Below are 23816 nucleotides of genomic sequence, written 5' to 3'. Positions count from 1 at the left end.
CGCAGTCGCTGAACCCCGTGAACCGCAGCGGAGTGTGCGCCCGGCGGGCATGGCTGCCAACACTTGTCGTCCCACTGACAAAGGGCAAGGGAATACCCTGAACCGCAGGCACCTCTGCAGCGACAATCAGGCCCATGCTCTGCGCCGCCCCTTCTGCCCCACGATTCATTGCCGCCCAGCCCTGGTTCGCGGGCCTGCCTGCCGCCATGCAGGAACGGCTGCGCGAAGAGGTGTTTGCCGAGCAGGCCGACAAGGGCGCGATCATGATGCCCGCAGGCAGCGCCGTGCAAGGCTGGCATGCCGTGCTGTCGGGCCTGGTGATGCTGCAAAGCCCTGCCAGCCAGGGCCGGTCGTCCGCCTTCATCGGGGTACCTGACGGCGAATGGTTTGGCGAAGGCTCGGCCATGAAGCCCGAACCCCGACGGTACAACGTGGTGGCGCTGCGCCCCACCACGTTGCTGTGCCTTCCCCTGCCTCTGTTTGCCACGCTGCGCGAGACCAGCCTGGCGTTCAACCAGTTTCTGGTGCTGCACCTGAACATGCGGCTGGGCCAGGCCATGACCATCATCGAAGCCGGACGCACCCAGTCCACCGAGCACCGCGTGGCGCTGTACCTCAGCCGCCTGTTCTGGCGCAGTACGCGGCGGCTCAACCTCACGCAGGAAGAGCTGGGGCAACTGGTGGGCTTGTCGCGGCAGACCGTGAACAAGGTGCTGCGGTCGCTGGAGGGCATGGGCATCGTGTCGCTGGACTTCGGGCGGGTGGCCATCGTGGACGACGAGGCGCTGAACGCATACCTCGCCGCCACGGCCGCGCACTGAACAACCGCATTCAGCCAAGGGCTGTGCGACATCTGCAACGCGAGGGTCATTGCACGCTCAGGCGCACCGCCTTCTGGTCCGCGTCAAAGATGAACTTGCGGGGCCAGGGCTGCCAGGTCTGGCTGAGCGTGGCGTTGTTGGGATCACCGGTGTGCACAAACGCCCGCAGGCTGTCCATCATGGCCCGCGACAAGGCCAGGCGCCCCGGCTGGTTGGCGGTGCTGTTGGTCGCCTTCGCAAACACCGAGGGACCGAAGTTGCCAAACACAAACGGCAGGTCGAACGCATGGGCCGCGCCGTACACATCGTTCCACGGCGCAGGCTGCTGGGCCCAGTTGAACTGGTAGTTCCACACATTGCCCTGCTGGCTGCGCAGGGCGTTCAGCAGGTTGTCGCGGCTGGCGCCAATAAACACGTTGCCCAGTAGTTGGGTGCGTGCGTTGTAGCCCGTGCCGGGGGCTGTCACCGGCAGGTAGGACGCATCCAGAATGTCCGCCGCCGTCAGGGTGGCGGGCGCATCGGGGTCAAAGCGCTGCATCATCGCAAAGCGGTCGGCATCGCTGATCTTCATGCCAGGCTTGCCGCCCAGCAGCACCAGGAAGGGGGCAAACAGCTTGCCCTCCTCGGCGGTGTAGCCGGACAGCACGGGCACCTTCTGATAGCGCCCAGCCCCAATGTCAGCGATGGGGTCGGCCGGCACCACCACACCGTCCGGGATGGGGCCGGAGCCTGTCAGCCCCTTCGCCAGCACCGTCTGCAGGATGACGCGCGCATCCTTGCCGCGCAGGTAGCTGGCCACCTGTGCAGGGGTCCAGCCGGCCACCAGGGCCTGGGCTTCTGGCAATGCGGGCGCCAGGCCATCGGCCACGGCCAGGTGCGCCAGCAGCTGGCTGGCCTGTGTGGCGTAGCGGGCGACCGGGTTCAGCGTGGGAATGGACCCGGCGGGCAAGTTGGTTGCCAGGGAGATCCCCCCACTGATCGGCACCAGTTTGTGGAACAAACCGCTGGCCTGCGGCGCCGTCAGCAGCGCCAGGGCATTGATGGCCCCAGCCGACTGCCCCATCAACGTGACGTTGCCCGCATTGCCGCCAAACCGGGCGATGTTGCCCTGCACGAACCGGAGCGCCTGCACCACGTCCAGCAACGCATAGTTGCCGGTATAGGCACTGCTGCCCGCGTTGCCTCCACTGCCGTTGTTGCCCACATGCAGGGCGGGCAACTGCAGATACCCCAGCACATCAAGCCGGTAGTTGGCCGTGACCACGATGGCATTGGCCGACTTGGCCAGCGCCGCGCCGTCGTACACCGGGTCGGCGGTGTAGCCCGAGATGGCACTGCCGCCGTGGATGAAGACCAGCACCGGCAGGTTGTCCTGCGCGTTGGCTGGGCGCCAGATGTTGAGGGTCAGGCAGTCTTCGCTGCCCAGTGGAGTATTCAGCGTCTGGCCAATCGTGTCGTCAAAGCGGTTGTTGGCCCCGGGTCCGTAAATGCGGCCCATCTGCAGGCAGGCGCTGCCAAAGCGGCTGGCGCTGCGTTCGCCCGTCCAGGCGGCAGGCTCTGCAGGCGGTTGCCAGCGCAGGGCCCCCACGGGGGGTTGTGCGTAGGGAACTCCCTTCCACGCATAAGTGCCGCTGGTGGCGCTGTCGTCCGTGCCGCGCACCATACCGTAGCGGGTTTCGCGCAGTTCGGGCGGCGTACCGCCAGAGCCACCACACGCCGTGGTCATTACAGCGGCGAGACAGGCTGCGCCCCAGCGCAGGCTCTTTGCAAAATAGGCCATGTTGTTTGTCTCCTTCGGGGTTTTCAGGAATGGGGCGGGCCTGCAGAACGCATCACACTCGCGGCAGGGCCCGACCTCGGCGCCGATTGTGGAAACGCCAGGCCCACAACCCACTATCGCAACCACACCAAAACAGTGACTTCAGAACACCACCCGCGCGTAAACCCTGAGGCAGGGGCTTGCCCATGAACCCGCTGCCGCAGCGCACCAGCTCTGCCGCCTGGGTGCGCGGCATTGCCGAGCTGTTTGCGGCCGAAGGCTTGCCGGTGCAAGCCCTGTGCGCGCAAGCCGACATCGATCTGGAGAGCCTGCAGCACCCCCACACCCGCGTGGATGTGGACCGCGTCAGCCGCTTGTGGGAGGCAGCAGCCCAGCACTACGACCGCCCGGGGCTGGGCCTGGACCGCCAACTGGCCGCGCGCTACGGCAAGCTGGACCTGGTGGGCCACGCTCTGGCCTCGGGCCCCAATCTCCTCGAAGGGTTCAAGCACCTGGACCGGCACATGGCGCTGATCTCGGACGCCACCACGTTCTCAATGGAGCGGGACCCGCGCGGCTACTGGTTGGTGGTCAACCACATCGGCGCGTCGCGTCCCATTCCTCGCCAGCGCGTGGAATTTGCGGCGCTGACCCTCATCACGCTGTGCGACTGGCTCACGCGGCGCGACCTCACACCCCTGGCGGTGGAGCTGGTCACCCCAGCGCCGACCGACGACGCGTGCCACCGCGCCGCGTTTGGTGTGCCGCCCCGTTTTGGCCAGCCGGTGAACCGCTTTCTGATGGCCGAAGCCGACCTGCTGCAACCCATTCCCACCCACAACCCCAGCCTGTGGGCGCTGCACGAACAACTGGTGGAGGCCGAGCTGGGGCAGTTGGGCCCGCTGGGCCAGTCGCTGGTCAGCGCCAAGGTGCGCACCGAAATATCACGCATGCTGCACCTTGGTGAACCGCGCCGTGAGGACGTGGCGGCACGCCTGCACCTGACCGACCGCACCCTGCAGCGCCGGCTGCAGGCAGAGTCGGTGAGTTTTCAGCAACTGCTGGATGACACCCGCAGCGAGCTGGCCCGCCAGTACCTGGCCGACCCGCGCCGCAGCCTGGCCGAAGTGGCAGACCAACTGGGGTTCAGCGACCAGAGCAACCTCTTCAGGGCCTGCAAACGCTGGTTCGGCATGCCGCCAGGCCAGTACCGCCAGCAGTTGCTGCAGCCTGCACCGGGCCCGGTCTTACTGGCCGCAGCAGCGTCGCTATAGCGGTTGCAGTGTCGACCCGCCACACCCTGCCATGGCCCTGTGGGCGCCGGGGCATCCGGCCTGCGAGACAATCCAGCCCATGACCCTGACTGCCGACAGCGACGCCCGTACCGACCTTGGCCTGGCCTGGGACCACGGCTTTGCCGCGCTGGGCCCCGACTTTTTCACCGAACTGCGCCCCACCCCCCTGCCCTCGCCCCATTGGGTAGGGACCAGCCCCGCCGTAGCGCAACTGCTGGGGCTGGATGAGTCCGCCCTGTGCAGCGACGAGGCCCTGCAGGCCTTCACCGGCAACCGCCTGATGGCAGGTTCCCGCCCCCTGGCCAGCGTGTACAGCGGGCACCAGTTTGGCGTCTGGGCCGGTCAGCTGGGCGATGGGCGCGCCATCCTGCTCGGGGAGACGGCCACGGGGTGGGAGGTCCAGCTCAAGGGCGCAGGCCGCACGCCCTACTCACGCATGGGCGATGGCCGTGCGGTGCTGCGCTCCAGCATCCGCGAGTTTTTGTGCAGCGAAGCCATGCACGGCCTGGGTGTGCCGACCTCGCGCGCGCTGTGCATCACCGGCTCCCCCGGGCCGGTGCGCCGCGAGGAGGTCGAAACCGCTGCCGTCGTCACCCGCGTGGCCCCGAGCTTTGTACGTTTTGGCCACTTTGAGCACTTTGCTGCCAACGGCCAGGAGGCCGCGCTGCAAACACTGGCCGACTATGTCATTGACCGCTACTACCCCGAATGCCGGGACGGCGAGGACCTCGCGGGCAACCCCTACGCCGCCCTGCTGCAGGCCGTGAGCGAGCGCACCGCGCGGCTCATGGCGCAATGGCAGGCCGTGGGCTTTTGCCACGGGGTGATGAACACCGACAACATGAGCATCCTGGGCCTGACGATTGACTACGGACCCTTCCAGTTTCTGGATGCTTTTGTGCCCGGCCACGTGTGCAACCACAGCGACTCGCAAGGCCGCTACGCCTACAACCGCCAGCCCAATGTGGCGTACTGGAACCTGTTTTGCCTGGCCCAGGCGCTGCTGCCCCTGATCGGCGACCAAGAGCTGGCGAAACAGGCGCTGGAGTCCTACAAGACGGTTTTCCCAGAAGCCTTCATGGCCCAAATGCGCGCCAAGCTGGGGTTGGTGGAGGCCAGCGATGGCGATGGTGCACTCATCGACGGCATCTTGCTGCTGCTGGCCCAGAACGGGGTGGACTACCCCATCTTCTGGCGCCGCCTGTCGCACGCCGTGGGCACACAAGACATGGAGCCCGTGCGCGACCTGTTTGCGGACCGCGCAGGCCTTGACCAATGGTTGCTACTATATTCAGAGCATTCGAGGTATATGGATGTAGCGCATCAAGCCGATTTGATGCTCAAAACTAATCCCAAGTTCGTGCTGCGCAACCACCTGGGCGAACAGGCGATCCGTGCGGCGAAACTTGGCGACTTTGGCGAACTCCAAACCCTGCAGCGGCTGCTGGAGCGCCCGTTTGACGAGCACCCGAGGCATGACGCCTACGCCGCCTTCCCGCCCGACTGGGCGTCTTCCATCGAGATCAGCTGCTCATCATGACCCATCCCATCCAGAAGACAGACACCGAATGGCAAGCCGTGCTGCGCGAGAAAGGCGCCGAGCCCGTGGCCTTCCAGGTCACGCGCCATGCCGCCACCGAGCGTCCTTTCACCGGCAAGTACGAAGCCCACTGGGCTGACGGCAGCTACCACTGCATCTGCTGCGGCGCCAAACTTTTCGACTCGGTCACCAAATTCGATGCGGGTTGCGGCTGGCCCAGCTTTTCCGAAGCCATCCCCGGCGCCATCACAGAAATCGTGGACCGCAGTCATGGCATGGTCCGCACCGAAACGGTGTGTGCACAATGCGGGGCGCACCTGGGCCATGTGTTTGAAGACGGCCCAGCGCCCACGGGGCTGCGGTATTGCATGAACTCGGCATCGCTGGACTTCGAGTCCGGCGACCGCTGAAGCCCGGGACTCCTTGCTGACTCCATGAAAATCCTGATCGACTTTTTCCCCATCCTGCTGTTCTTCGGGGCCTACAAGTTCTACGGCATCTACGTAGGCACCGCCGTGCTCATGGCGGCCACGGCCTTGCAGATGGCCATCATCTATGCCATCGACCGGCGCCTGCAGACCATGCACAAGGTCACCCTGGTGCTGATCCTGCTGTTTGGCACGCTCACGCTGGTGCTACAGGACGACCGGTTCATCAAGTGGAAACCCACCGTGCTGTACGGCGCGATGTCCATTGCCCTGGCGGTGGCGCTGTGGGCGCTCAAGAAGAACTTTCTCAAGATGCTGCTGGGCAGCCAGCTCGATCTGCCCGACACCGTCTGGCAGCGCCTGAACGTGGCCTGGATCATCTACTGTGCCTTCATGTCGGCCATCAACGCCTACGTGGTGATGAACTTCAGCACCGAGGCCTGGGTGGACTTCAAGCTCTGGGGCTATGCGTTTCCGCTGGTCTTCCTGGTGGCCCAGGGCATCTACATCGCCCCCCACCTCAAGGGCGACGAGCCCACTACCTGAACGAGCGCGAAGCCCATGACTACCCTTGCTGATCAGATGCACCAGACCCTGGCCGACCGCCTCACCCCCAGCCACCTGGAAGTGGTGGATGAAAGCGCGGCCCACGCCGGCCATGCAGGTGCCAACGGCACCGGATTTGGCACCCATTTTCGGGTGCGGATCGCGTCACCTTTCTTTACAGGACGCACCCGCGTGGCCCAACACCGCCTTGTGTATGATGCGCTGCAAGAATTTATTGACCAAGGCGTTCACGCCCTCGCCATTGAAGTTCTCTGAGCCGGCCCCAAGTCAATACCTGCCGGATTTCAGCTGGCAAACAACCCTCATTTTTTTGGATTCCGCATGAAGAAACAGCTCCTGTCCGGCCTCGTGGCCGCTGCCGTGCTGGGCACGTTGGCCCTGCCCGTTTCCGCCCAGAATGTCGCCATCGTCAACGGCAAGGCAGTTCCTAAGGAGCGTGTCGAAGCGCTCAAGCAGCAGGTCGAACGCTCGGGCCGCCCCGTGACGCCCGACATCGAAGGCCAGATCAAGGAAGAAGTCATCGCCCGTGAAATCTTCATGCAGGAAGCCCAAAAACGCGGCCTGGAAACCTCGGCCGACTACAAGTCCCAACTGGAACTGGCCCGCCAGGCCATTCTGATCCGCGAATTGTTCGCCGACTTCCAGAAGACAAACCCCGTCACCGACGCTGAAATCCAGGCCGAATACGACAAGTTCGTGGCCGCCAACAGCGGCAAGGAATACAAGGCCCGCCACATCCTGGTGGAGAAAGAGGCCGACGCCAAGGCCATCATCGCGTCCATCAAGAAGGGCGCGAAGTTTGAAGACATCGCCAAGAAGCAATCCAAGGACCCAGGCTCCGGCGCCAAGGGTGGCGATCTCGACTGGGCCAACCCATCGAGCTACGTGAGCGAGTTCACCGAAGCGCTGGTCAAGCTCGAAAAGGGCAAGATGACCGAAACGCCCGTGAAGAGCCAGTTTGGCTGGCACATCATCCGCCTGGACGATGTGCGCCAGGCCGAGCTGCCCAAGCTTGAAGAAGTCAAGCCACAAGTGGCACAGCAGCTGCAACAGCAAAAGCTGGCCAAGTTCCAGGAAGACCTGCGCGCCAAGGCCAAAGTGGAATAAGCCAACGGGAACTCAGTCGTTCTGGCAACAAAAAACGCGACCTCGGTCGCGTTTTTTTATGGGCTTGGGCTGTGTCGCAATGCCCCCTGGATCAACAAGGCTCAAGTCCGCCCCATTACTCACACCACAGCCATCAGCAGGCCAATCATCACCGGCTGGTGGACCATGTAGTAGCTCAGGCTCCACCGCCCCAGCGTCGCCAGGAGAGTGAGTCCGGCGGGTAACCGCCATTGCAGCCAACTCTTGTGTGCACGCGTCGCCCATTGCCCCGCGGCGAGCCCCCACCAGAGCACGCCCAACCAAGGCAGCACCGGCACATAGTCTTCCGTGAACGGTTTGCGGGACACCAGCCCCAGCCAATTCAAAGCCCGCCCGTTGAACCAGGGCGCGGCATCTGCCCATATCCCCGTCAGAAGCTGCTGCGCCGCCCACGGCAAGGCCATGGCCACCAGCCCGGTCAGCCAGAGCCAGCGCCCCCAACCAGCGGTACATCGCGCAACGAGCAACATCACCGCCATGCCGTGCAGCACACCGAAGTAGATGAAGCTTGCCGGAAACATCACCAACGACCCGGCAGATACCAGCAGCGCACACCCGGCAATCTGCACCCAGCGGCGCCCAAACCGGCGCCAGCCCTGCCCCTGGTGCAAGGCAATGGCCTGACCCAGCCCCGCACAGAACAGGAACAGACTCACGATGACAGTGCGCTGTGTGGTCCAGAAGGGATCCACGCGGAAGTTCTGCGGCCACAGGCCAAAGTGGCTCAGATCAAAACAAAAGTGGAACACCGTCATCCACACCATGGCCAGCCCCCGCAGGGCATCGACTGCGTCGTAACGGTGCGCCGCGGGCAATGCCAGCGCTTTGGAGGGCGGTGACGGCGCAGAGATGGCTGCAGGAGGTGCGGAGAATGTCATGGCGATACCAGCAAGCACCGTGCATGGCACACGGCAGGATCGAAGCGGACAAACGCCCACCAACGATGAACCCAATGGTACGTAGATTCCACGAGCCTGCCGGAATGGACTGCTGCGCATGCCGTTGGCCCGACGAAGGCGAGGCTTGGCCGCACCATGTGCAAGGCACGGACGGGCAAGAAAAAAGGCCTTGCAGCATGTGCTGCAAGGCCTTCAAACATTGGTCGGAGCGGCGGGATTCGAACTCGCGACCCTCTGCTCCCAAAGCAGATGCGCTACCAGGCTGCGCTACGCTCCGACAGCTCGTATTCTAACCCGCCAAATCCCCTGTTTTTGGTTCAACGCCCGCTTTTTTGACTTTTTTTAGAAAGTGGCGAGGCGAAGCGATGACAGGGAGACAGCCCAAGGGCTGCGACGTGACAAGAGACGAACCAGAAAAATCAAACACCTTCCTCGGTCTGCCACGGACCGAGAAAGAAGGGATCAGCGGCTGGACGACGGACCAGGGCCGCGACCGGCCAGATGACGGAACGTGATGCGGCCTTTGGTCAGATCGTAAGGCGACATCTCGAGCGACACCTTGTCACCCGCCAGGATGCGGATGTGGTGCTTGCGCATCTTGCCGCCGGTGTAGGCAATCAGTTGGTGACCGTTGTCCAGCGTGACGCGAAAGCGCGAGTCAGGCAAGACTTCCGTGACGGAGCCCTGCATTTCAATGAGTTCTTCTTTGGCCATGTGTTTCTCTATCTCTTCTAAGCAAATGTTCTGTGGTCGGCGCCTGAGCGGGATTTTTGCGTTCACCACGGCAGCTGCAGTGTTGTCGAAACTCGACACACGGTGCATGGCGGGCGGTGGGAGTCGGCTGCACCCAGGGCGCAGATCAGGCAGAGGGCCGGGGAGACGGCTTCAATGAACAGGCGTCAGCGCTGTGCAAAGCCTGTCAATTGTACCGCGACACGCATTGTTTTGCCTATGGGCGCACGGTGTGCTCTGTGGCGCGGGCGCTGCGTCACACCTGCCGCCCACTATCGGCCTTGCACTGCAGTGGCTAGGGTGCGCACCAGGTCGGTCTGGGTGATGATGCCCACGAGGTGGTCCACGTCATCCACGATGGGAATGTGATGGTGGCCGCCCTGCGAGAAAAGGGGCACCAGGTCCATCGCATGCTGCGTGGCGCGCGCCACCTGGACCGGGTGGGACATGATCTCGCCCACGGCCTGCGGTTGCCCGCCACGCCCCATGACCAGCGTGCGCAACCGCTGCCCCAGCCCTTCGTGGGTATCGAGGTTGGCCAGCCGCATGAAGTCGGCCACTGTCACGATCCCGATGACCTGGCGCTGGGTATCCACCACCGGCAGTGCCTTGATCTGCTGCAAACGCATCAGCGCCCACGCCTCCTTGAGCGACACCCCCATCTCCACGGCGTGAGGCGGGCTGGACATGATGTCCGCGCACCGCAGCTCTCCCAGCGTCCGCTGGAACGCCGCACGTCCCGCCAGATGCAACAGCCCCTCCAGGTCCGCGCGGCTCACGTCGAGCACCTGGTTGTAATGGGCCAGTGCCGCGTCCACATCCGAGGCGGTGAAAGCCCCCTGGCTTGCTGCCACCCGCGAAACGACGCGCTGAGGATGGGGGTAGCGGCGGCCCGTCAACCCGTTGTAGACCACAGCAGCGATCAACAACAGCACGACGTTGAACAACACCGGGAATGCGGCCAGGTGCCACCCATCGCCCGAGGTCAACACCACGTACAAAGCCATGGCTCCCCCGGGCGGGTGCAGGCACCGCAGCGGCACCATGAGCGCAATGGCCAGGCCCACGGCAATGGCGCCCGCCAAAACCTTGTCTGGAATCAGTGCCGAGCAGACCGCACCCACCAATGCTGACAGGGTGCTGCCGCCAAGCACGGGCCAGGGCTGGGCCAGAGGGCTGGAAGGCATGCCAAACACCAGCACGGCACTGGCCCCCAACGACGCCACCATCCACGGGCCGGAGCCACTGCCCTGGGCCCACCAGCGGCTGAGCCACGCGGTAAGCAGCATGCCCATCACCGCCCCCACCACAAAGCGCAGGCGCTCCCGGCCATCGATGCCCAGCGGGGCGGGCCAGAAATGCCGCAGCCACTCGACCAGACGCTCGGCCAATGGCTGGCGGGAAGGCAATGAAGAGGAGAGGTCGGGGGGAGAAGAAGACATACAGGACGGAAGGACGGAGGCAGCCGCAAGCTACATCAGTGCTCAACCGGCAAACTGGAGAGTTGAGGGCCGCTGCGCAGCGCCCATCGCGACGGGCCTGCCGGGATGCCGCTACATAGCGCAACCGATTGAAGAATCCGACGCCATTGTGCCGCCAGTGCCATGGTGCAGGTGCGCCGAGGGGCATCAGCCGCCTGGAGCGAGCCAGCCCTCGGTTGGAGGCGTCGCAACAGCTCCCTGCTGGAAACTACCTACGAGGCAGAACAGAATCGACCACCCCAATCCAAAAACACGCTCTATACTGCACAAAAAATAAAAACATGCATTTTAATTCATCTGCAAATTCACCCCTTTTCCACCGGAGTCAGAAGCAGCTTCTTGCCATGTCCTCCACCTGCCGCGCGTTGACGGCATAGCCCCAGGACATGGGCAGTGATTGTGCTCTGAACCCAGTCCTACCTCCGGTACGGGTAACCCATAGGTATTCACCACCGAACGCTTGCAGTAAATTACTTTAAGCCTAAACAAAGGAGACAAGCCCCATGACCACCCGCCGCCTCGTCATCAGCCGCAGTGCCGCCCTCGTCGGCGCAGCATCCACGGGCCTGCTGCTGCCCTCCATCGTGCGCGCTCAAAGCGGCAAGGTGCGCGTGGGATTCATGCTGCCCTACACCGGCACTTTTGCGCAGTTGGGCGTGGCCATCGAGAATGGCGTGCGTCTGGCCATCGACCAGCAAGGCGGCAAGCTTGGCGGCCGCGAGATCGAATGGTTCAAGGTCGATGACGAATCCGAGCCCAGCAAGGGTGTGGAAAACGCCAGCAAGCTGGTGCAGCGCGACAAGGTGGACGTGCTGATCGGTACCGTGCACTCGGGCGTGCAAATGGGTATCCAGAAGGTGGCGCGCGACACCGGCGTGCTCAACCTCATCCCCAACGCAGGCGTACACGCAGCCACCCGCGCCCTCTGCGCTCCCAACGTGTTCCGCACTTCGTTCAGCAATTCGCAGCCCACACTGGCGCTTGGCAAGGCCATGGTCGAAAAGGGCCACAAGAAGGCCGTCTGGATCACCTGGAAGTACGCGGCTGGTGACGAAGCGTTTGAGGGCTTCAAGGAAAGCTACACCAAGGCGGGCGGCACCATCGTCAAGGAACTGGGCCTGCCCTTCCCCAACGTCGAATTTCAGGCGCTGCTGACCGAGATTGCCGCGCTCAAGCCCGATGCCGTGGCCTGCTTCTTTGCCGGTGGCGGCGCGGCCAAGTTTATCAAGGACTACGCGGCGGCCGGCCTCAAGGACAAGATTCCGCTGTATGGCTCGGGCTTCCTGACCGAAGGCGTGCTGGACGCTGCAGGCCCAGCGGCCGACGGCATCATCACCACCATGCACTACAGCGACTCGCTGGATACGCCGCGCAACAAGCAGTTCCGCCTGGAATATGCCAAGGCCTTCCGCAGCCAGCCCGACGTGTACGCTGTGCAAGGCTACGACACCGGCCTGCTGCTGGTGCATGGTGCCAACGCCGTCAAGGGAGACCTGTCTGCCAAGCCGGCCGTCATCAAGGCGATGGAAAGCGCCGTCATCGACAGCCCACGCGGCAAGTGGACCATGAGCAAGTCGCACAACCCCGTGCAGGACATCTACCTGCGCCGCGTGGAGAACAAGGAAAACAAGGTGATCGGCGTGGCCGCCAAGGCGCTGGCCGACAGCGGCGCCGGTTGCCGCATGGGCTAAACCGTTCGGTCAGCCCATTTTCCGACCCGACCGCCCGGCTTGCATGCCGGGCTTCCTCCGCCGGCCTCGTGCTGCGCGGGTTGATTTTTTGTACTCCAAACCCAGCCCTCCATGGATTTCGCCACGTTCCTGATCCAGTTGCTCAACAGCGTGCAATACGGCCTGCTGCTGTTCATGCTGGCGGCCGGGCTCACGCTGATCTTCGGGATCATGGGCGTGGTGAACCTGGCGCATGGCAGCTTCTACATGCTGGGCGCATACCTGGGGTACTCGCTCTCCGGCCAGTTCGGTAGCCTGACGCTGGCCATCCTGGGGGGCGCCGCGCTTGCTGTGGTGTTTGGCCTGGTATTGGAATGGCTGCTGTTTCGCCACTTCTACCATCGCGACCACCTGGACCAGGTGCTGCTGACCTTCGGGCTGATCTACATCTTTGAAGAGCTGCGCTCCATCCTGTGGGGCGACGACGTGCACGGCGTGGCCATCCCCAAGTTGCTGGATTGGTCCATTCCTCTCACCGACACCCTCTCCTATCCGGTGTACCGGCTGTTCATATCGGGCGTCTGTATCGCGCTGGCCGTGGCCCTGTATCTGCTGATCTCCAAAACCCGCCTGGGCATGAAGATCCGCGCGGGCGCCTTCAACCGCGACATGGCCGAGTCGCTGGGCGTGAACATCAAGCTCATCCATGCCATCGTGTTCGCGCTGGGCGTGGGCCTGGCGGCGGTCGCGGGCATGGTGGCTGCGCCCGTGTCGAGCGTCTACCCCAATATGGGCTCCTCGGTGCTCATCATGTGCTTTGTGGTGGTGGTGATTGGTGGCATCGGCTCCGTGCGAGGCGCGCTCATTGCTGCGCTGCTGGTGGGCTTTGTCGACACGTTTGGCAAGGTGCTGCTGCCGCAGGTGGCGGGCATGCTGGTCTATATGCTGATGGCAGCCGTGCTGCTGTGGAAACCTGAAGGCCTCTTTAAGCAATGACAAAGCCCCCCACGCTTATCACTTCGTGTATTTCGCTGCCCCCCAAGGGGGCCTTCGCCGCCTTGGGGCGGCCCGGCGGCCGCTCATGAGCACCCCGCGCGCCAATATCGAAGTGCTGCCACGCAGCGTGCAGTTCGCCCTGGCACTGGGGCTGGCTGCGTTGCTGCTGTTCCCTGTGGTGGGCAGCGACTTTTATGTGCAGATGGTCACCCGCATGATGATCATGGCCATCTTTGCCATGAGCCTGGATCTGCTGCAGGGCGTGACCGGGCTGGTCTCGCTGGGCCACGCCGCCTACTTTGGCGTGGCGGGCTACGCCCTCGCCTTTCTCACCCCCGCCGACATGCCTGTGAGCCTGTGGTGGTCGCTGCCGCTGGCAGTGGCCGCATCCGGCCTGGTAGCGCTGGTGATCGGGTTCTTTGTGGTGCGCACTCACGGCATCTACTTCATCATGGTCACGATGGCCTTTGCGCAGATGGTGTTCTACCTGTTCTTCGACAACAAGGTGCTAGGCGGCTCGGACGGGTTGTACATCAACTTCCGGCCCGATGCCTCCATCCTCGGCTGGTTGCCGTTCGATCTGGAGGGACGCAAGACTTTCTACTACTTCACGCTGGCGCTGGTGGTGCTGGTGTACGCGCTGCTGCGCCGCCTGCTGTGGAGCCCGCTGGGCCGCGCGCTGGCTGGCATCCGCATCAACGAACACCGCATGCGCGCCATGGGCTTTGGCACACGGGGCTACAAACTCACCGCCTTCACCATCGCCGGGGCGCTGGCTGGCCTGGCGGGGTACCTGTGGGGCGCACAAACCGGCTATGTGAACCCGGAACTCATGGGCTTTCACATGAGCGCACACGCGATCATGATGGTCATTCTGGGCGGCATGGGCAACTTTGCGGGCGCCATCGTGGGTGCATTTGCCTTCGAGTACCTGCTGCACGCATTCAAGGACATCAGCAAACACTGGCAACTGCTGATGGGCTGCTTCATCGTGCTGGTGGTGGTGGCCGCGCCGCGCGGGCTGCTGGGCATGTTTGCCCAGCGCCGTGCGGCCCAGGCCTCGGAGGGCTTGCACCATGGCTGAAGTCCTGTTGTCCGCGCAGAAGGTGACCAAGCGCTTTGGCGGCCTGGCCGCTGTCAATGGTGTCTCGGTGGACCTGTGGCGGGGCAAGATCCATGCGGTGATCGGCCCCAACGGCGCGGGCAAGTCCACGCTGACCAACCTGCTCTCGGGCGACCTGCCACCCAGCTCGGGCCAGGTGCTGCTGGGGGGCACCGATGTGACCGGCTGGGCGCCCGAACGCATCTCGCGTCAGGGCCTGGGCCGCAGCTACCAGAAGACCAACATCTTCCTGCCGCTCACCGTGCACGAGAACGTGCGCCTGGCGGCCCAGTCGCGCGATGCACAGCAGCCCTGGAACCCCTTGCGCTGGTGGCAGGACACCCGCTCTGGCACTATCAAAAACAGAGCAACCAGCGCACGTCTTGAAAGCGCTATCGAGCTATCTGGCCTCAAAGACCGGCGCACCGCGATTGCAGGGGCCATGAGCCACGGCGAGCAGCGCCAGCTCGAAATTGCGATGACCCTGGCCACCGAGCCGCAGGTGCTGCTGCTCGACGAGCCCCTGGCCGGCATGGGCGTGGCCGAGGCCGAGCGCATGGTCGAGCTGCTGCAGCGCCTCAAGCCCGCCCACGCCATGATGCTGGTCGAGCACGACATGGATGCCGTGTTTGCGCTGGCCGACCGCCTGACGGTGATGGTCAACGGCGAGGTGATTGCGCAGGGCACACCACCCGAGGTGCGCGCCGATGCCACCGTGCAGGCCGCCTACCTGGGGGAGGACCACTGAGATGACCACTCCATGGATCGATGCCAAGGGCATCCACACCTTCTACGGCAGCAGCCACATCCTGCACGGCATTGATTTCACCGTGGGCCAGGGCGAGACCATCGGCCTCATGGGCCGCAACGGCATGGGCAAGAGCACCCTGCTCAAGTCGCTGATGGGCCTGGTCAAGCCCCGGTCGGGCAGCGTGGCCGTGGCCGGCCGCGACATGACGGGCAAGCCGCCCTATGAGATGGCCCGGCTGGGCATTGCCTACGTGCCTGAAGGCCGTGGCATCTTCGGCAACCTGAGCGTGGTCGAGAACCTGCAGATGGCCGCCCGCGCCGGCACACGCGGCCAGCGCGATTGGACCTACGAGCGCGTGCTGGAGACCTTCCCGCGCCTGAAGGAAAGGCTGGGCCATGGCGGCCAGCAGCTCAGCGGCGGCGAGCAGCAGATGCTGACCATCGGCCGCGCGCTGATGACCAACCCCGACGTGCTCATCCTCGACGAAGCCACCGAAGGCCTGGCGCCCCTGATCGCGCGCGAGATCTGGCGCATCTGCAGCCTCATCAAGGACAGCGGCATCAGCAGCGTGATCGTGGACAAGAACTGGAAGCACGTCACGCAGATCACCGACCGCAACGTCATCCTGGTCAAGGGCCAGGTGGTGTTTGACGGCAGCTCGGACGCCCTGCATGCACAGCCCCTGCTGCTAGAGCAATACCTCGGGGTATGACCCCGTGCGGGCAACGGCGCCCCGCCGATAGAATCGTCCGCTTTCGTCTTTGAGGGGTTCGCCCGTGTCTGATCGCCTGGCAGTTCTGCCGCAATACCTCCTGCCCAAGCAGGCACTGACCACCCTGGCTGGCAAGTTCGCATCGGCCCGCCTCGGCGGCCTCACCACCTCGGTGATCCGCTGGTTCGTGGGCCGCTACAACGTCAACATGGCCGAGGCAGCCAACCCCGACATCGCCAGCTACACCAGCTTCAACGACTTCTTCACACGTGCGCTGAAAGACGGCGCGCGCCCGCTGGCCCAAGCCGACCTGATCTGCCCTGTGGACGGCGCCATCAGCCAGTTCGGCCCCATCGCCAAGGACCAGGTCTTCCAGGCCAAGGGACACACGTACTCCACCACAGCCCTGGTGGGTGGCGACGCCGTTGCCGCTGCCCGTTTTGACAACGGACATTTCGCCACGCTGTACCTGAGCCCGCGCGACTACCACCGCATCCACATGCCTTGCGGGGGCGAGCTCACGCGCATGGTCCATGTGCCCGGTGATCTGTTCTCGGTCAACCCCACCACGGCACGCGGTGTACCCGGCCTGTTTGCGCGCAACGAGCGCGTGGTGTGCTTTTTTGAATCGGCCCAGGGCCCCTTCGTGCTGGTGCTGGTAGGTGCCACCATTGTGGGCAGCATGGCCACCGTGTGGCATGGGCAGGTGAACCCGCCGCGCACGGGCACGCTGCGGCAGTGGGACTACGCACCCGGCCAGGTCCGCCTGCAAAAAGGCGAGGAGATGGGCCGCTTCTTGCTCGGCTCTACCGTCGTGATGTTGTTCCCGCAGGGGCCTTTGCAGTTCAACCCGCAATGGTCGCCCACACGGCCCATCCAGCTGGGTGAAGCCATGGCGCAGCGCGCTGGCGGTTAACGCTCATTCCATCGGCGGGGCTGCCCGCGTTCAAAGACGGTCTGGCGCGCGCGTGAGCTGAAAGGCGGTAGGCGCCAGATGCAGCGCGTCGGGGTGCACCGGGGACTCATGCCCCACCAGATACACCATGAGAGAGTTGCGGCGCACGACCACATGGCTCACGGTCTCGCGCTGGTGGTTCCATTGCACAAAGGCACCGGGCTTGAACAAGGGCATGTAGTAATAAGCGGTGGGGTCCATGGGGCGCGGCTCCTCCCGCTACAACGGGCTCATGCGTGAATGCTGGCCCAGACGGCGGTCCATGGCGGACCGACCGACCCATACTAGCACCGATAACCCCGAAGGGGGCGTGGCGCCCGATTCACACCGATTGCGCTGCCGCAAAGGCGAGCGCGGCCTGCAGCATGCGCTGAAGGTGCGGCTGCACACCAGCTGCCACATCGGGCAGGTAGTCAAAAGGCAAAGCCTCCTGCATGTAGCTGCACTGGGTCATCTCCAGTTGCACCGCGTGAATATTCTGCGCGGGCTGCCCATAGTGGCGCGTGATGTGCCCGCCCTTGAAGCGGCCATTGAGCACGGCGGTGTAGCCCGGCGCCGACTGGGCAATCGCCAGCAGCTCCTGCGCCAGTGCGGGGTCGCAGCTTTCGCCGTTGGCCGTGCCCAGGTTCAGGTCGGGCAGCTTGCCTTCAAAAAAGCGCGGCAGCACTGAGCGGATCGAGTGAGCGTCCCACAGCACGGCCAAACCATGCTGGGCGCGGATGCGATCCAGCTCGGCACGCAGCTGCGCGTGGTACGGCGCCCAGATGGCATCGCGGCGCGCGGCGATCTCGGCGTCATCGGGCACGTCGCCCTTGGCGTAGATGGGCGTGTCGTCGAACGTATCGACCGGGCACAGGCCTGTGACGCTCTGCCCGGGGTACAGGCTCGCGCCATCCGGCGGGCGGTTCAGGTCGACCACATAACGCGAGTGCGTGGCCACGAGGATGGACGCGCCCAAGTCTTTGGCAAATGCATAGAGGCGCTCCATGTGCCAGTCGGTGTCGGGCACCTGGCGTGCCTCATCGGTAAAGCGCGCGGCCAGCGCGGGCGGCACGTAGGTGCCTGCATGGGGCATGGACACCAGCAGCGGCGCAGTGCCGGGATAAAACACAAAGGGGGGTGGAGAGGTATCGGTCATCACAAGCTCACGGGTAGGAATTCAATCGGGTGCAATGGTGGCCGAACGCGCGCCTACAAACGCCTGGGCCGCTGCATCATGCAGCGTGTGCCGGCCGCCCGTGATGCGCCGCTGGCCCGCCACCCACACGCTGTCGATGGCCGAGGTGCGGTGGCTGCCAAACACATGGGCCGACAACATGCTGTGCGCAGGCAGATCGCGCAGAGCCACATGCTGCGCATCCAGCGCCACCAGATCGGCCTGCTGGCCCACGGCCAGGCCGCCAATGGCGCGGCCTGCAGCCTGCGCCCCGCCCTGCACGGCCTGCAGGGTCATGGCAGCGGCCACCTCGGACTGGGCTGGGGTGGCCAGCACATTGCGCTGCCGCAGCGACAGGCGCTGGCCGTATTCCAGCATCAACAATTCCTCCGCTGCGTTCACGCAGGCATGGCTGTCCGAGCCCACACCCCAGCGGCCGCCGTGCTGCAGCCACAGCGGCATGTCGAAGATGCCGTCGCCCAGGTTGGCCTCAGTGGTGGGGCAGATGCCTGCCACGGCACCGGTGCGGGCTGCGTCCTGGTACTCCTGCTGCGTCATGTGCGTGGCGTGCACCAGGCACCAGCGTTCGTCCACGGGTGCGTGCTCCAGCAGCCACTGCACGGGGCGCTGGCCGCTCCAGGCTACACAGTCGTCCACCTCCTGCGTCTGCTCGGCAATGTGGATGTGGATGGGCGCCTGGGGGTTGAGCGCCGTGAGGCCCCGCACGGCGGCGGTCAGGCTGTCGGGCGGTACCGCGCGCAGCGAGTGCGGCGCCAGGCCCAAACTCGCTCCTTGCGCTTGCGCCAAGGGCGTGAGGCGCTCCAACAACGAGAGCATGTTGTCCGTGCTGCGAATGAAGCGTGCCTGGTCAGCGCGGGCTGGCTTGGCACCAAAACCGCTGGTCTGGTACAGCACGGGCAACAGCGTGATGCCCATGCCCGCATTGCGCGCAGCGCGCAGCAGGGCCAGCGACAGGGTGGCATCGTCGGCATACGGCGTGCCCCCTTGGTCGTGGTGCACGTAGTGGAACTCGCACACGCTGGTGTAGCCCGCCTCCAGCATCTCCACGTACAGCCAGGTGGCGATGGCCTCCAGCGACTCGGGCGTGATGCGCGCGGCAAAGCGGTACATCAGGTTGCGCCAGCTCCAGAAGCTGTCCTGGCTCTCAGCGCGGTATTCGGTCAGGCCCGCAAACGCGCGCTGGAACGCGTGCGAGTGCAGGTTGGGCATGCCGGGCAGCAGCGGGCCAGGCGCCTGCGCGACCCCGGCAGGGACGGCACTGTTGGGGGTGACCTGGGTAATGCGCCCTGCCCCATCCCACGCGACCAGCACGTTGCGCGCCCAGCCGGTGGGCAGCAATGCATCGGTGGCGAACAATTGGTTCGTCATGCCAAGACTCCGTGAATGTGACCTTGCCGCACGATGGTGCAAGCGGGCTTGTGGCCCAGCCAGTAGGCCAGCTCGGCCGCCTCACCCACCGGCCAGAGAACAAAATTGGCGGGCCGCCCGGAGGCAATGAGGCCGTGGGTATCTTGCAGCCCCAGCGCGCGCGCAGCGTGGCTGGTGATGCCCGCCAGCGCCTCGGGCACCGTCATGCGGAACAGCGTGCAGGCCATGTTGGCCATGAGCAGCAGGCTGAGCGCGGGTGAAGTGCCGGGGTTGTGGTCGGTGGAGACGGCCATGGGCACGCCCGCCGCGCGCAGTGCTGCGATGGGTGGCAGGTGCGTGTCGCGCAGTGTGTAGCAGGCGCCGGGCAGCAGCACGGCCACGGTGCCTGCGGCCTTCATGGCGGCGATGCCGTCGGCCGACAGGTGCTCGATGTGGTCGCACGACAGCGCGCCGTAGCGCGCAGCCAGTGCCGAACCGCCCATGTCCGAGAGCTGCTCGGCATGCAGCTTGACGGGGATGCCGAGCTTGCGCGCGGCCTGGAAGACCTGCTCGGTCTCGGCCAGCGTGAAGGCGATGCGTTCGCAAAACACGTCCACGGCATCCACCAGCCCTTCGGCCACCAGCGCAGGCAGCATCTCGTTGCAGACAAGGTCGATGTAGTCCTGGCTGCGGTCTGCATACTCGGGCGGCAGCGCATGCGCGCCGAGGAAGGTGGTGCGTACCGTGACGCCAAATGCCTCGCCCAGGCGACGGGCCACGCGCAGCTGCTTGCGTTCATGCTCCAGCGCCAGGCCGTAGCCGGACTTGATCTCGATGGCACACACGCCTTCATCCAGCAGCGCCTGCAGGCGCGGCGCGGCCAGCGCGAACAGTTCGCCCTCAGACGCCTCGCGCGTGGCGCGAACAGACGACACAATGCCCCCGCCCGCCTTCGCGACCTCTTCGTACGTGGCGCCTGCGAGCCGCATCGCAAACTCGTTGGCGCGCTGCCCGCCGTACACCAGATGGGTGTGGCAATCGACCAGGCCGGGGGTGGTGATGGCACCCCTGCCGTCAAAGCGGGGCAAGGCGGCAAAGGCCGCTGGCACCAGGGCCTGCGGGCCCACCCACTGCACGGCGCCGCCCTGCACCGCCACACATGCCGGCGCGCCCTCGGGCACCGGCACATCCGCCACCCACAACGTGGCCACAGGCCGCAGGTTCAGCCACACGCCATCGGCGCTGGGCGCACAAGACATCTTCGGGACCACGCCCTGCCTGTTGCCGTCTGCTGTTGTGTCCATGGATTGATTTACTATATTTTCTATAGCTGTCAGCGCATATTCCACTAGCGCATACAGCCTATTTGGTTCAAATTATGGTGGGGAGACCGTGTGCAGGGCCACCCAGGCCAGCACGGGTGCATCATCGGCAGACCCGGTGCCCTTGGTGGCGCGCACAGGGGTGATCGACGGCGCCACTGCGGCGCCCTCGCTCACCCACCACACGCCCTGACCTGCCGTCAGCACCTGCGCGGGGTGCGTGTAGCCAGCCTCGCACCGCCAGGCGCCCTGCAGCACCATGCACAGGCCTGCCGCAGCCCCCCTAGCGGGCGGCGGCACATCGCGCACCACCTCTAGCTTGCCGTTCCACACACCCCGGCGCAGCATGAGGTTGAAGTCGGTGGAAACACCGCCCAGCATGCGACAGTCCACCGGCTCGTCGCCAGAGAACGCAAATGGCTGCCAACAGTGCTCCAGCGCGTGCTGCCAATGCCCTGCGGCGCCCTGCAGGTGCACGCCGTCGCCCTCCAGCAGCATGATCTGCCGGTCCACGCCCGGAAAGGCCGAGAACGGCCCAGGGTGCGCAATGGTGGCCACGCTCACGCGCCACCCAAAACCGTCCATGCCCGCGCCGGGCGGCCAGCACGCCAGTTCTCGCGTGCTGCCGCCCCCGTTCTTCCATGGCACCGAAGGTGCGGCGGCCAGGTCCAGAAACTGCATCACGCCCGTTCCCCCTGTGGCATGTCGTTTCCGTCCACCAGCAGCGGGAACAGCGGGTGGTCCATCTCAGCCCCGGCAGGCAGCTCGTCGGCCAGGCCCGGAAACTCGGGCGAGGTCTTCCACGGCCGGGGCGCATGGCGCGTGTCGTCGCCCAGAAAGCGCACCGAGAACACACGACGGCGGTTGCTGCCCTCCACCCCGCCGGCCGCGTGCAGCTTGAGCATGTGAAAACACACCACGTCACCCGGCTCGATCTCCCAGCCCACAATAGGGAAGGCATCGCAGTCGGCCTCGACGTTGGGCAGGTCCTGCAGGCTGCCTTCGGGGAACCACTTGGCCTGGTTGTCCATGAAGGTGCGCGGCATGAGCCACGGCCCCTTGTGCGAACCGGCCACAAACTCCAGCGTCGCAGCGCGGGACACCGGGTCCACCGGAATCCACATGCTGATGTTCTGCATGCCGTCGATGTTGTAGTACGGTTGGTCCTGGTGCCAGGGCGTGCGCTGGCGCGTGCCCGGCTCTTTGACCAGCACATGGTCGTGGTACAGCCGCACGGTGCGCGACTGCATCAGGCGCTGCGCAGCCAGGGCCAGCGGCGTGTCGCGCACAAAGCGGCCAAACTGCGGGATGTCCTGCCAGTTGCAGAAGTCCTCGAAGAAGCGGCCCGGGTCATCCGGCCGGCTGGCCACCTTGGCGCGCGGGCTGGGCGCGGCCAGGTTGGCGTCGATGCCATCGCGCAGCAGCGCAACCTCTTCAGGCGCGAGCAGTTGCTTGATGCAGAGCGCACCATCCCGATCAAAGCGGGCAATGTGGTCTGCGGTCAGGCGCTCTTGCAAACGCTGTTGAAAGTGCTGTCGCTGGCGCCGGTCATTGCCGGGTGAGAACGGGGGCATGCGAGGCTGTCTCCTTGTAGGTTGTTGACCGTTGTCGTGCACCATGCCGCCCCCTGGCTCAGGCGCGGGTCAGCACCGCCTGCAGGAAAGAACGCGTGCGCTCCTGCGTAGGGTTGGTGAAGATGGTGGCGGGCTGGCCGGATTCGATGATGCCGCCGCCATCCATCACGACCACCACATCGCCCACCTCGCGCGCAAAGTCCATTTCGTGGGTCACGACCATCATGGTCATGCCTTCACTGGCCAGCAGTTTCATGACCTGCAGCACCTCGCCCACCAGCTCCGGGTCCAGCGCCGAGGTGGGCTCGTCGAACAGCATCACGCGCGGCTCCATGGCCAGCGCGCGGGCAATGGCCACCCGCTGCTTCTGCCCGCCCGACAGGCTGGCGGGCATGGCCGCGGCCTTGTGCGCCAGGCCCACCTTGGCCAGCAAGGCCTGCGCACGCTCCTCGGCGTCCTTGCGCGAGAGGCCGCGCAGCTTGCGCGGGCCCAGCGTGACGTTGTCGAGCACCGACAGGTGCGGAAACAGGTTGAACGACTGGAACACCATGCCCACCTCTTCGCGCAGGGCGTTGAGGTCATGGTCGGGCAGCATGCGGCCGTCCTGCACCAGCGTGCGGCCACAGATCTCGACCGTGCCGCCCTCTGGCTGCTCCAGCCCATTGCAGCAGCGCAAGAAGGTGCTCTTGCCTGAGCCACTGGGCCCGATGACCACCACCACCTGTGACGGCAGTACATCAAAGTCGATGCCATTGAGCACCACATGGCTGCCAAACGACTTGCGCAGCCCCCGGATGCGCACGATGGGCTCGGCGGACTGGCCTGCTCCGTTCATTGCAGATTCTTTTTTCATTGCACCATCCCTCCGGCACGCAGGCGCAACTCCATGCGACGCAGCACCAGCGTCGTGACACCCGTGAGGATGAAATACACCACCGCAATCGCGAGGTACACCTCCAGCGAGCGGTAAGACACGCTGATGATCTTCTGCCCCTCGTGCATCAGATCGTGGATGGTGAGCAGCGACACCAGCGCGGAGTTTTTGATCAGCGCGATGAACTCATTGCCCAGCGGCGGAATCATGCGCACCACTGCCTGCGGCAGCACCACGGTGCGCATGGCCAGACCTGAGGACATGCCGATGGAGCGCGCAGCCTCCATCTGCCCCTTGTCGATGGACTGGATGGCACCGCGCACCACCTCGGACACATAGGCACCCGAGTAAATGCCCAGGCCAATCACGCCGCACACAAACGCGGGCAGCAAGATGCCGAACTGCGGCAGGCCAAAGAACAGGATGAACAGCTGCACCAGCAGCGGCGTGCCACGGATTGCAGCCACGTAGGCGGTGCACAGGGCGTAGACCACGCGGCGCTTGGGGTTCAGGCGGCCAATGCCCACCAGGAGGCCCATGACGCAGCCCAGCAGCAGCGAGGCGGCCGTGATTTCCACGGTGACCAGCGCGCCCGCCAGCAACTGGGGCAATCCGGCCCAGACAGGAGAAAAATCGAGTTCCATGGCTCAGTTCGGCAACGGTAGGCT

Annotated in this window: 25 protein-coding genes and 1 tRNA gene; 13 read left to right on the top strand and 13 right to left on the bottom strand. The window is 65.1% G+C overall.

Annotation, left to right across the window (positions count from 1 at the left end):
- Positions 1-134: 134 nt before the first annotated feature.
- The gene (locus C8C99_RS07075; protein WP_108625339.1) at positions 135-821 is read left to right on the top strand and encodes a Crp/Fnr family transcriptional regulator; all 687 of its coding nucleotides are present in this window, start codon (positions 135-137) and stop codon (positions 819-821) included.
- A 46-nt stretch (positions 822-867) separates the two neighbouring features.
- Here the strand turns inward: C8C99_RS07075 and C8C99_RS07070 are convergent, their stop codons facing one another.
- Positions 868-2601 carry a carboxylesterase/lipase family protein gene (locus C8C99_RS07070; RefSeq protein WP_108625338.1) on the bottom strand — a complete coding sequence of 578 codons (1734 nt, stop codon included), beginning with the start codon at positions 2599-2601 and terminating at the stop codon, positions 868-870.
- A gap of 185 nt (positions 2602-2786) precedes the next feature.
- Between C8C99_RS07070 and C8C99_RS07065 the strand changes: the two genes are divergently transcribed.
- The 6 genes from C8C99_RS07065 (at position 2787) to C8C99_RS07040 (ending at position 7517) form a co-directional block, all read left to right on the top strand.
- Positions 2787-3854: an AraC family transcriptional regulator gene (locus tag C8C99_RS07065; protein ID WP_108625337.1), complete on the top strand. Its 1068-nt coding sequence runs from the start codon at positions 2787-2789 to the stop codon at positions 3852-3854.
- 79 nt (positions 3855-3933) lie between these two features.
- Positions 3934-5415 (top strand): YdiU family protein, encoded by a 1482-nt coding sequence (locus C8C99_RS07060; protein WP_108625336.1) that lies wholly within the window; start codon positions 3934-3936, stop codon positions 5413-5415.
- The gene (msrB, locus tag C8C99_RS07055) at positions 5412-5825 is read left to right on the top strand and encodes a peptide-methionine (R)-S-oxide reductase MsrB (protein ID WP_108625335.1); all 414 of its coding nucleotides are present in this window, start codon (positions 5412-5414) and stop codon (positions 5823-5825) included. The genes C8C99_RS07060 and msrB overlap by 4 nt, the downstream gene beginning before the upstream one ends.
- A gap of 24 nt (positions 5826-5849) precedes the next feature.
- On the top strand, positions 5850-6389 hold the full coding sequence (locus C8C99_RS07050; RefSeq protein ID WP_056645317.1) for a septation protein A: 540 nt from the start codon (positions 5850-5852) through the stop codon (positions 6387-6389).
- Positions 6390-6404: 15 nt separating this feature from the next.
- A complete protein-coding gene (locus C8C99_RS07045) occupies positions 6405-6665 on the top strand; it encodes a BolA family transcriptional regulator (RefSeq protein ID WP_056645320.1) in 261 nt (86 codons plus the stop codon).
- Between the two features lie 66 nt (positions 6666-6731).
- Positions 6732-7517, top strand: a complete 786-nt coding sequence (locus C8C99_RS07040; RefSeq protein WP_015014400.1) for a peptidylprolyl isomerase — start codon at positions 6732-6734, stop codon at positions 7515-7517.
- Between the two features lie 119 nt (positions 7518-7636).
- Here C8C99_RS07040 and C8C99_RS07035 read toward each other — a convergent pair whose 3' ends face one another.
- The 4 genes from C8C99_RS07035 to C8C99_RS07020 form a co-directional block, all read right to left on the bottom strand.
- On the bottom strand, positions 7637-8434 hold the full coding sequence (locus C8C99_RS07035) for a heparan-alpha-glucosaminide N-acetyltransferase (protein WP_255411682.1): 798 nt from the start codon (positions 8432-8434) through the stop codon (positions 7637-7639).
- 221 nt (positions 8435-8655) lie between these two features.
- Positions 8656-8732: transfer RNA gene (locus C8C99_RS07030), tRNA-Pro, on the bottom strand.
- Positions 8733-8917: 185 nt separating this feature from the next.
- Complete coding sequence (gene infA / locus C8C99_RS07025) at positions 8918-9169, bottom strand: translation initiation factor IF-1 (protein WP_015014402.1); 252 nt, start codon at positions 9167-9169, stop codon at positions 8918-8920.
- 290 nt (positions 9170-9459) lie between these two features.
- Positions 9460-10629 (bottom strand): HPP family protein, encoded by a 1170-nt coding sequence (locus C8C99_RS07020; RefSeq protein ID WP_108625334.1) that lies wholly within the window; start codon positions 10627-10629, stop codon positions 9460-9462.
- Positions 10630-11171: 542 nt separating this feature from the next.
- Here C8C99_RS07020 and C8C99_RS07015 point away from each other — a divergent pair.
- From C8C99_RS07015 to asd, 6 genes are all read left to right on the top strand, one after another.
- Positions 11172-12359 (top strand): ABC transporter substrate-binding protein, encoded by a 1188-nt coding sequence (locus tag C8C99_RS07015; RefSeq protein WP_108625333.1) that lies wholly within the window; start codon positions 11172-11174, stop codon positions 12357-12359.
- Between the two features lie 111 nt (positions 12360-12470).
- A complete protein-coding gene (locus C8C99_RS07010; protein WP_056645325.1) occupies positions 12471-13334 on the top strand; it encodes a branched-chain amino acid ABC transporter permease in 864 nt (287 codons plus the stop codon).
- Between the two features lie 85 nt (positions 13335-13419).
- On the top strand, positions 13420-14418 hold the full coding sequence (locus C8C99_RS07005; RefSeq protein WP_056645329.1) for a branched-chain amino acid ABC transporter permease: 999 nt from the start codon (positions 13420-13422) through the stop codon (positions 14416-14418).
- Positions 14411-15184, top strand: a complete 774-nt coding sequence (locus tag C8C99_RS07000; RefSeq protein ID WP_108625332.1) for an ABC transporter ATP-binding protein — start codon at positions 14411-14413, stop codon at positions 15182-15184. Before C8C99_RS07005 ends, C8C99_RS07000 begins: the two co-directional genes overlap by 8 nt.
- A gap of 1 nt (position 15185) precedes the next feature.
- Positions 15186-15899, top strand: a complete 714-nt coding sequence (locus tag C8C99_RS06995; protein WP_108625331.1) for an ABC transporter ATP-binding protein — start codon at positions 15186-15188, stop codon at positions 15897-15899.
- A 64-nt stretch (positions 15900-15963) separates the two neighbouring features.
- Positions 15964-16815 carry an archaetidylserine decarboxylase gene (gene asd, locus C8C99_RS06990; RefSeq protein WP_056645340.1) on the top strand — a complete coding sequence of 284 codons (852 nt, stop codon included), beginning with the start codon at positions 15964-15966 and terminating at the stop codon, positions 16813-16815.
- A gap of 30 nt (positions 16816-16845) precedes the next feature.
- Here the strand turns inward: asd and C8C99_RS06985 are convergent, their stop codons facing one another.
- The 8 genes from C8C99_RS06985 to C8C99_RS06950 all read right to left on the bottom strand — a co-directional run bounded on the left by C8C99_RS06985 (position 16846) and on the right by C8C99_RS06950 (position 23792).
- Positions 16846-17055: a hypothetical protein gene (locus C8C99_RS06985; protein ID WP_056645342.1), complete on the bottom strand. Its 210-nt coding sequence runs from the start codon at positions 17053-17055 to the stop codon at positions 16846-16848.
- Between the two features lie 121 nt (positions 17056-17176).
- Positions 17177-17992, bottom strand: coding sequence for an N-formylglutamate deformylase (gene hutG / locus C8C99_RS06980; protein ID WP_108625330.1), 816 nt, complete (start codon positions 17990-17992; stop codon positions 17177-17179).
- Positions 17993-18013: 21 nt separating this feature from the next.
- On the bottom strand, positions 18014-19399 hold the full coding sequence (locus tag C8C99_RS06975; protein WP_108625329.1) for a formimidoylglutamate deiminase: 1386 nt from the start codon (positions 19397-19399) through the stop codon (positions 18014-18016).
- Complete coding sequence (gene hutI, locus C8C99_RS06970) at positions 19396-20682, bottom strand: imidazolonepropionase (protein WP_108625328.1); 1287 nt, start codon at positions 20680-20682, stop codon at positions 19396-19398. Before hutI ends, C8C99_RS06975 begins: the two co-directional genes overlap by 4 nt.
- Positions 20683-20754: 72 nt before the next feature.
- Positions 20755-21381: a HutD family protein gene (locus C8C99_RS06965; RefSeq protein WP_108625327.1), complete on the bottom strand. Its 627-nt coding sequence runs from the start codon at positions 21379-21381 to the stop codon at positions 20755-20757.
- Complete coding sequence (locus C8C99_RS06960) at positions 21381-22274, bottom strand: phytanoyl-CoA dioxygenase family protein (protein ID WP_108625326.1); 894 nt, start codon at positions 22272-22274, stop codon at positions 21381-21383. The genes C8C99_RS06965 and C8C99_RS06960 overlap by 1 nt, the downstream gene beginning before the upstream one ends.
- 58 nt (positions 22275-22332) lie before the next feature.
- Entirely contained in the window at positions 22333-23127 is a 795-nt protein-coding gene (locus tag C8C99_RS06955; protein ID WP_304529394.1) for an amino acid ABC transporter ATP-binding protein, read from the bottom strand.
- Positions 23124-23792, bottom strand: coding sequence for an amino acid ABC transporter permease (locus C8C99_RS06950; protein ID WP_056645362.1), 669 nt, complete (start codon positions 23790-23792; stop codon positions 23124-23126). Before C8C99_RS06950 ends, C8C99_RS06955 begins: the two co-directional genes overlap by 4 nt.
- Positions 23793-23816: the final 24 nt, after the last annotated feature.

The organism is Acidovorax sp. 107 (assembly GCF_003058055.1).
In the GTDB taxonomy this organism is placed as follows: domain Bacteria; phylum Pseudomonadota; class Gammaproteobacteria; order Burkholderiales; family Burkholderiaceae_C; genus Acidovorax.
The sequence above is the reverse complement of the archived record's forward strand: the minus strand, read 5'-3'. Positions and strand labels throughout refer to the sequence as shown.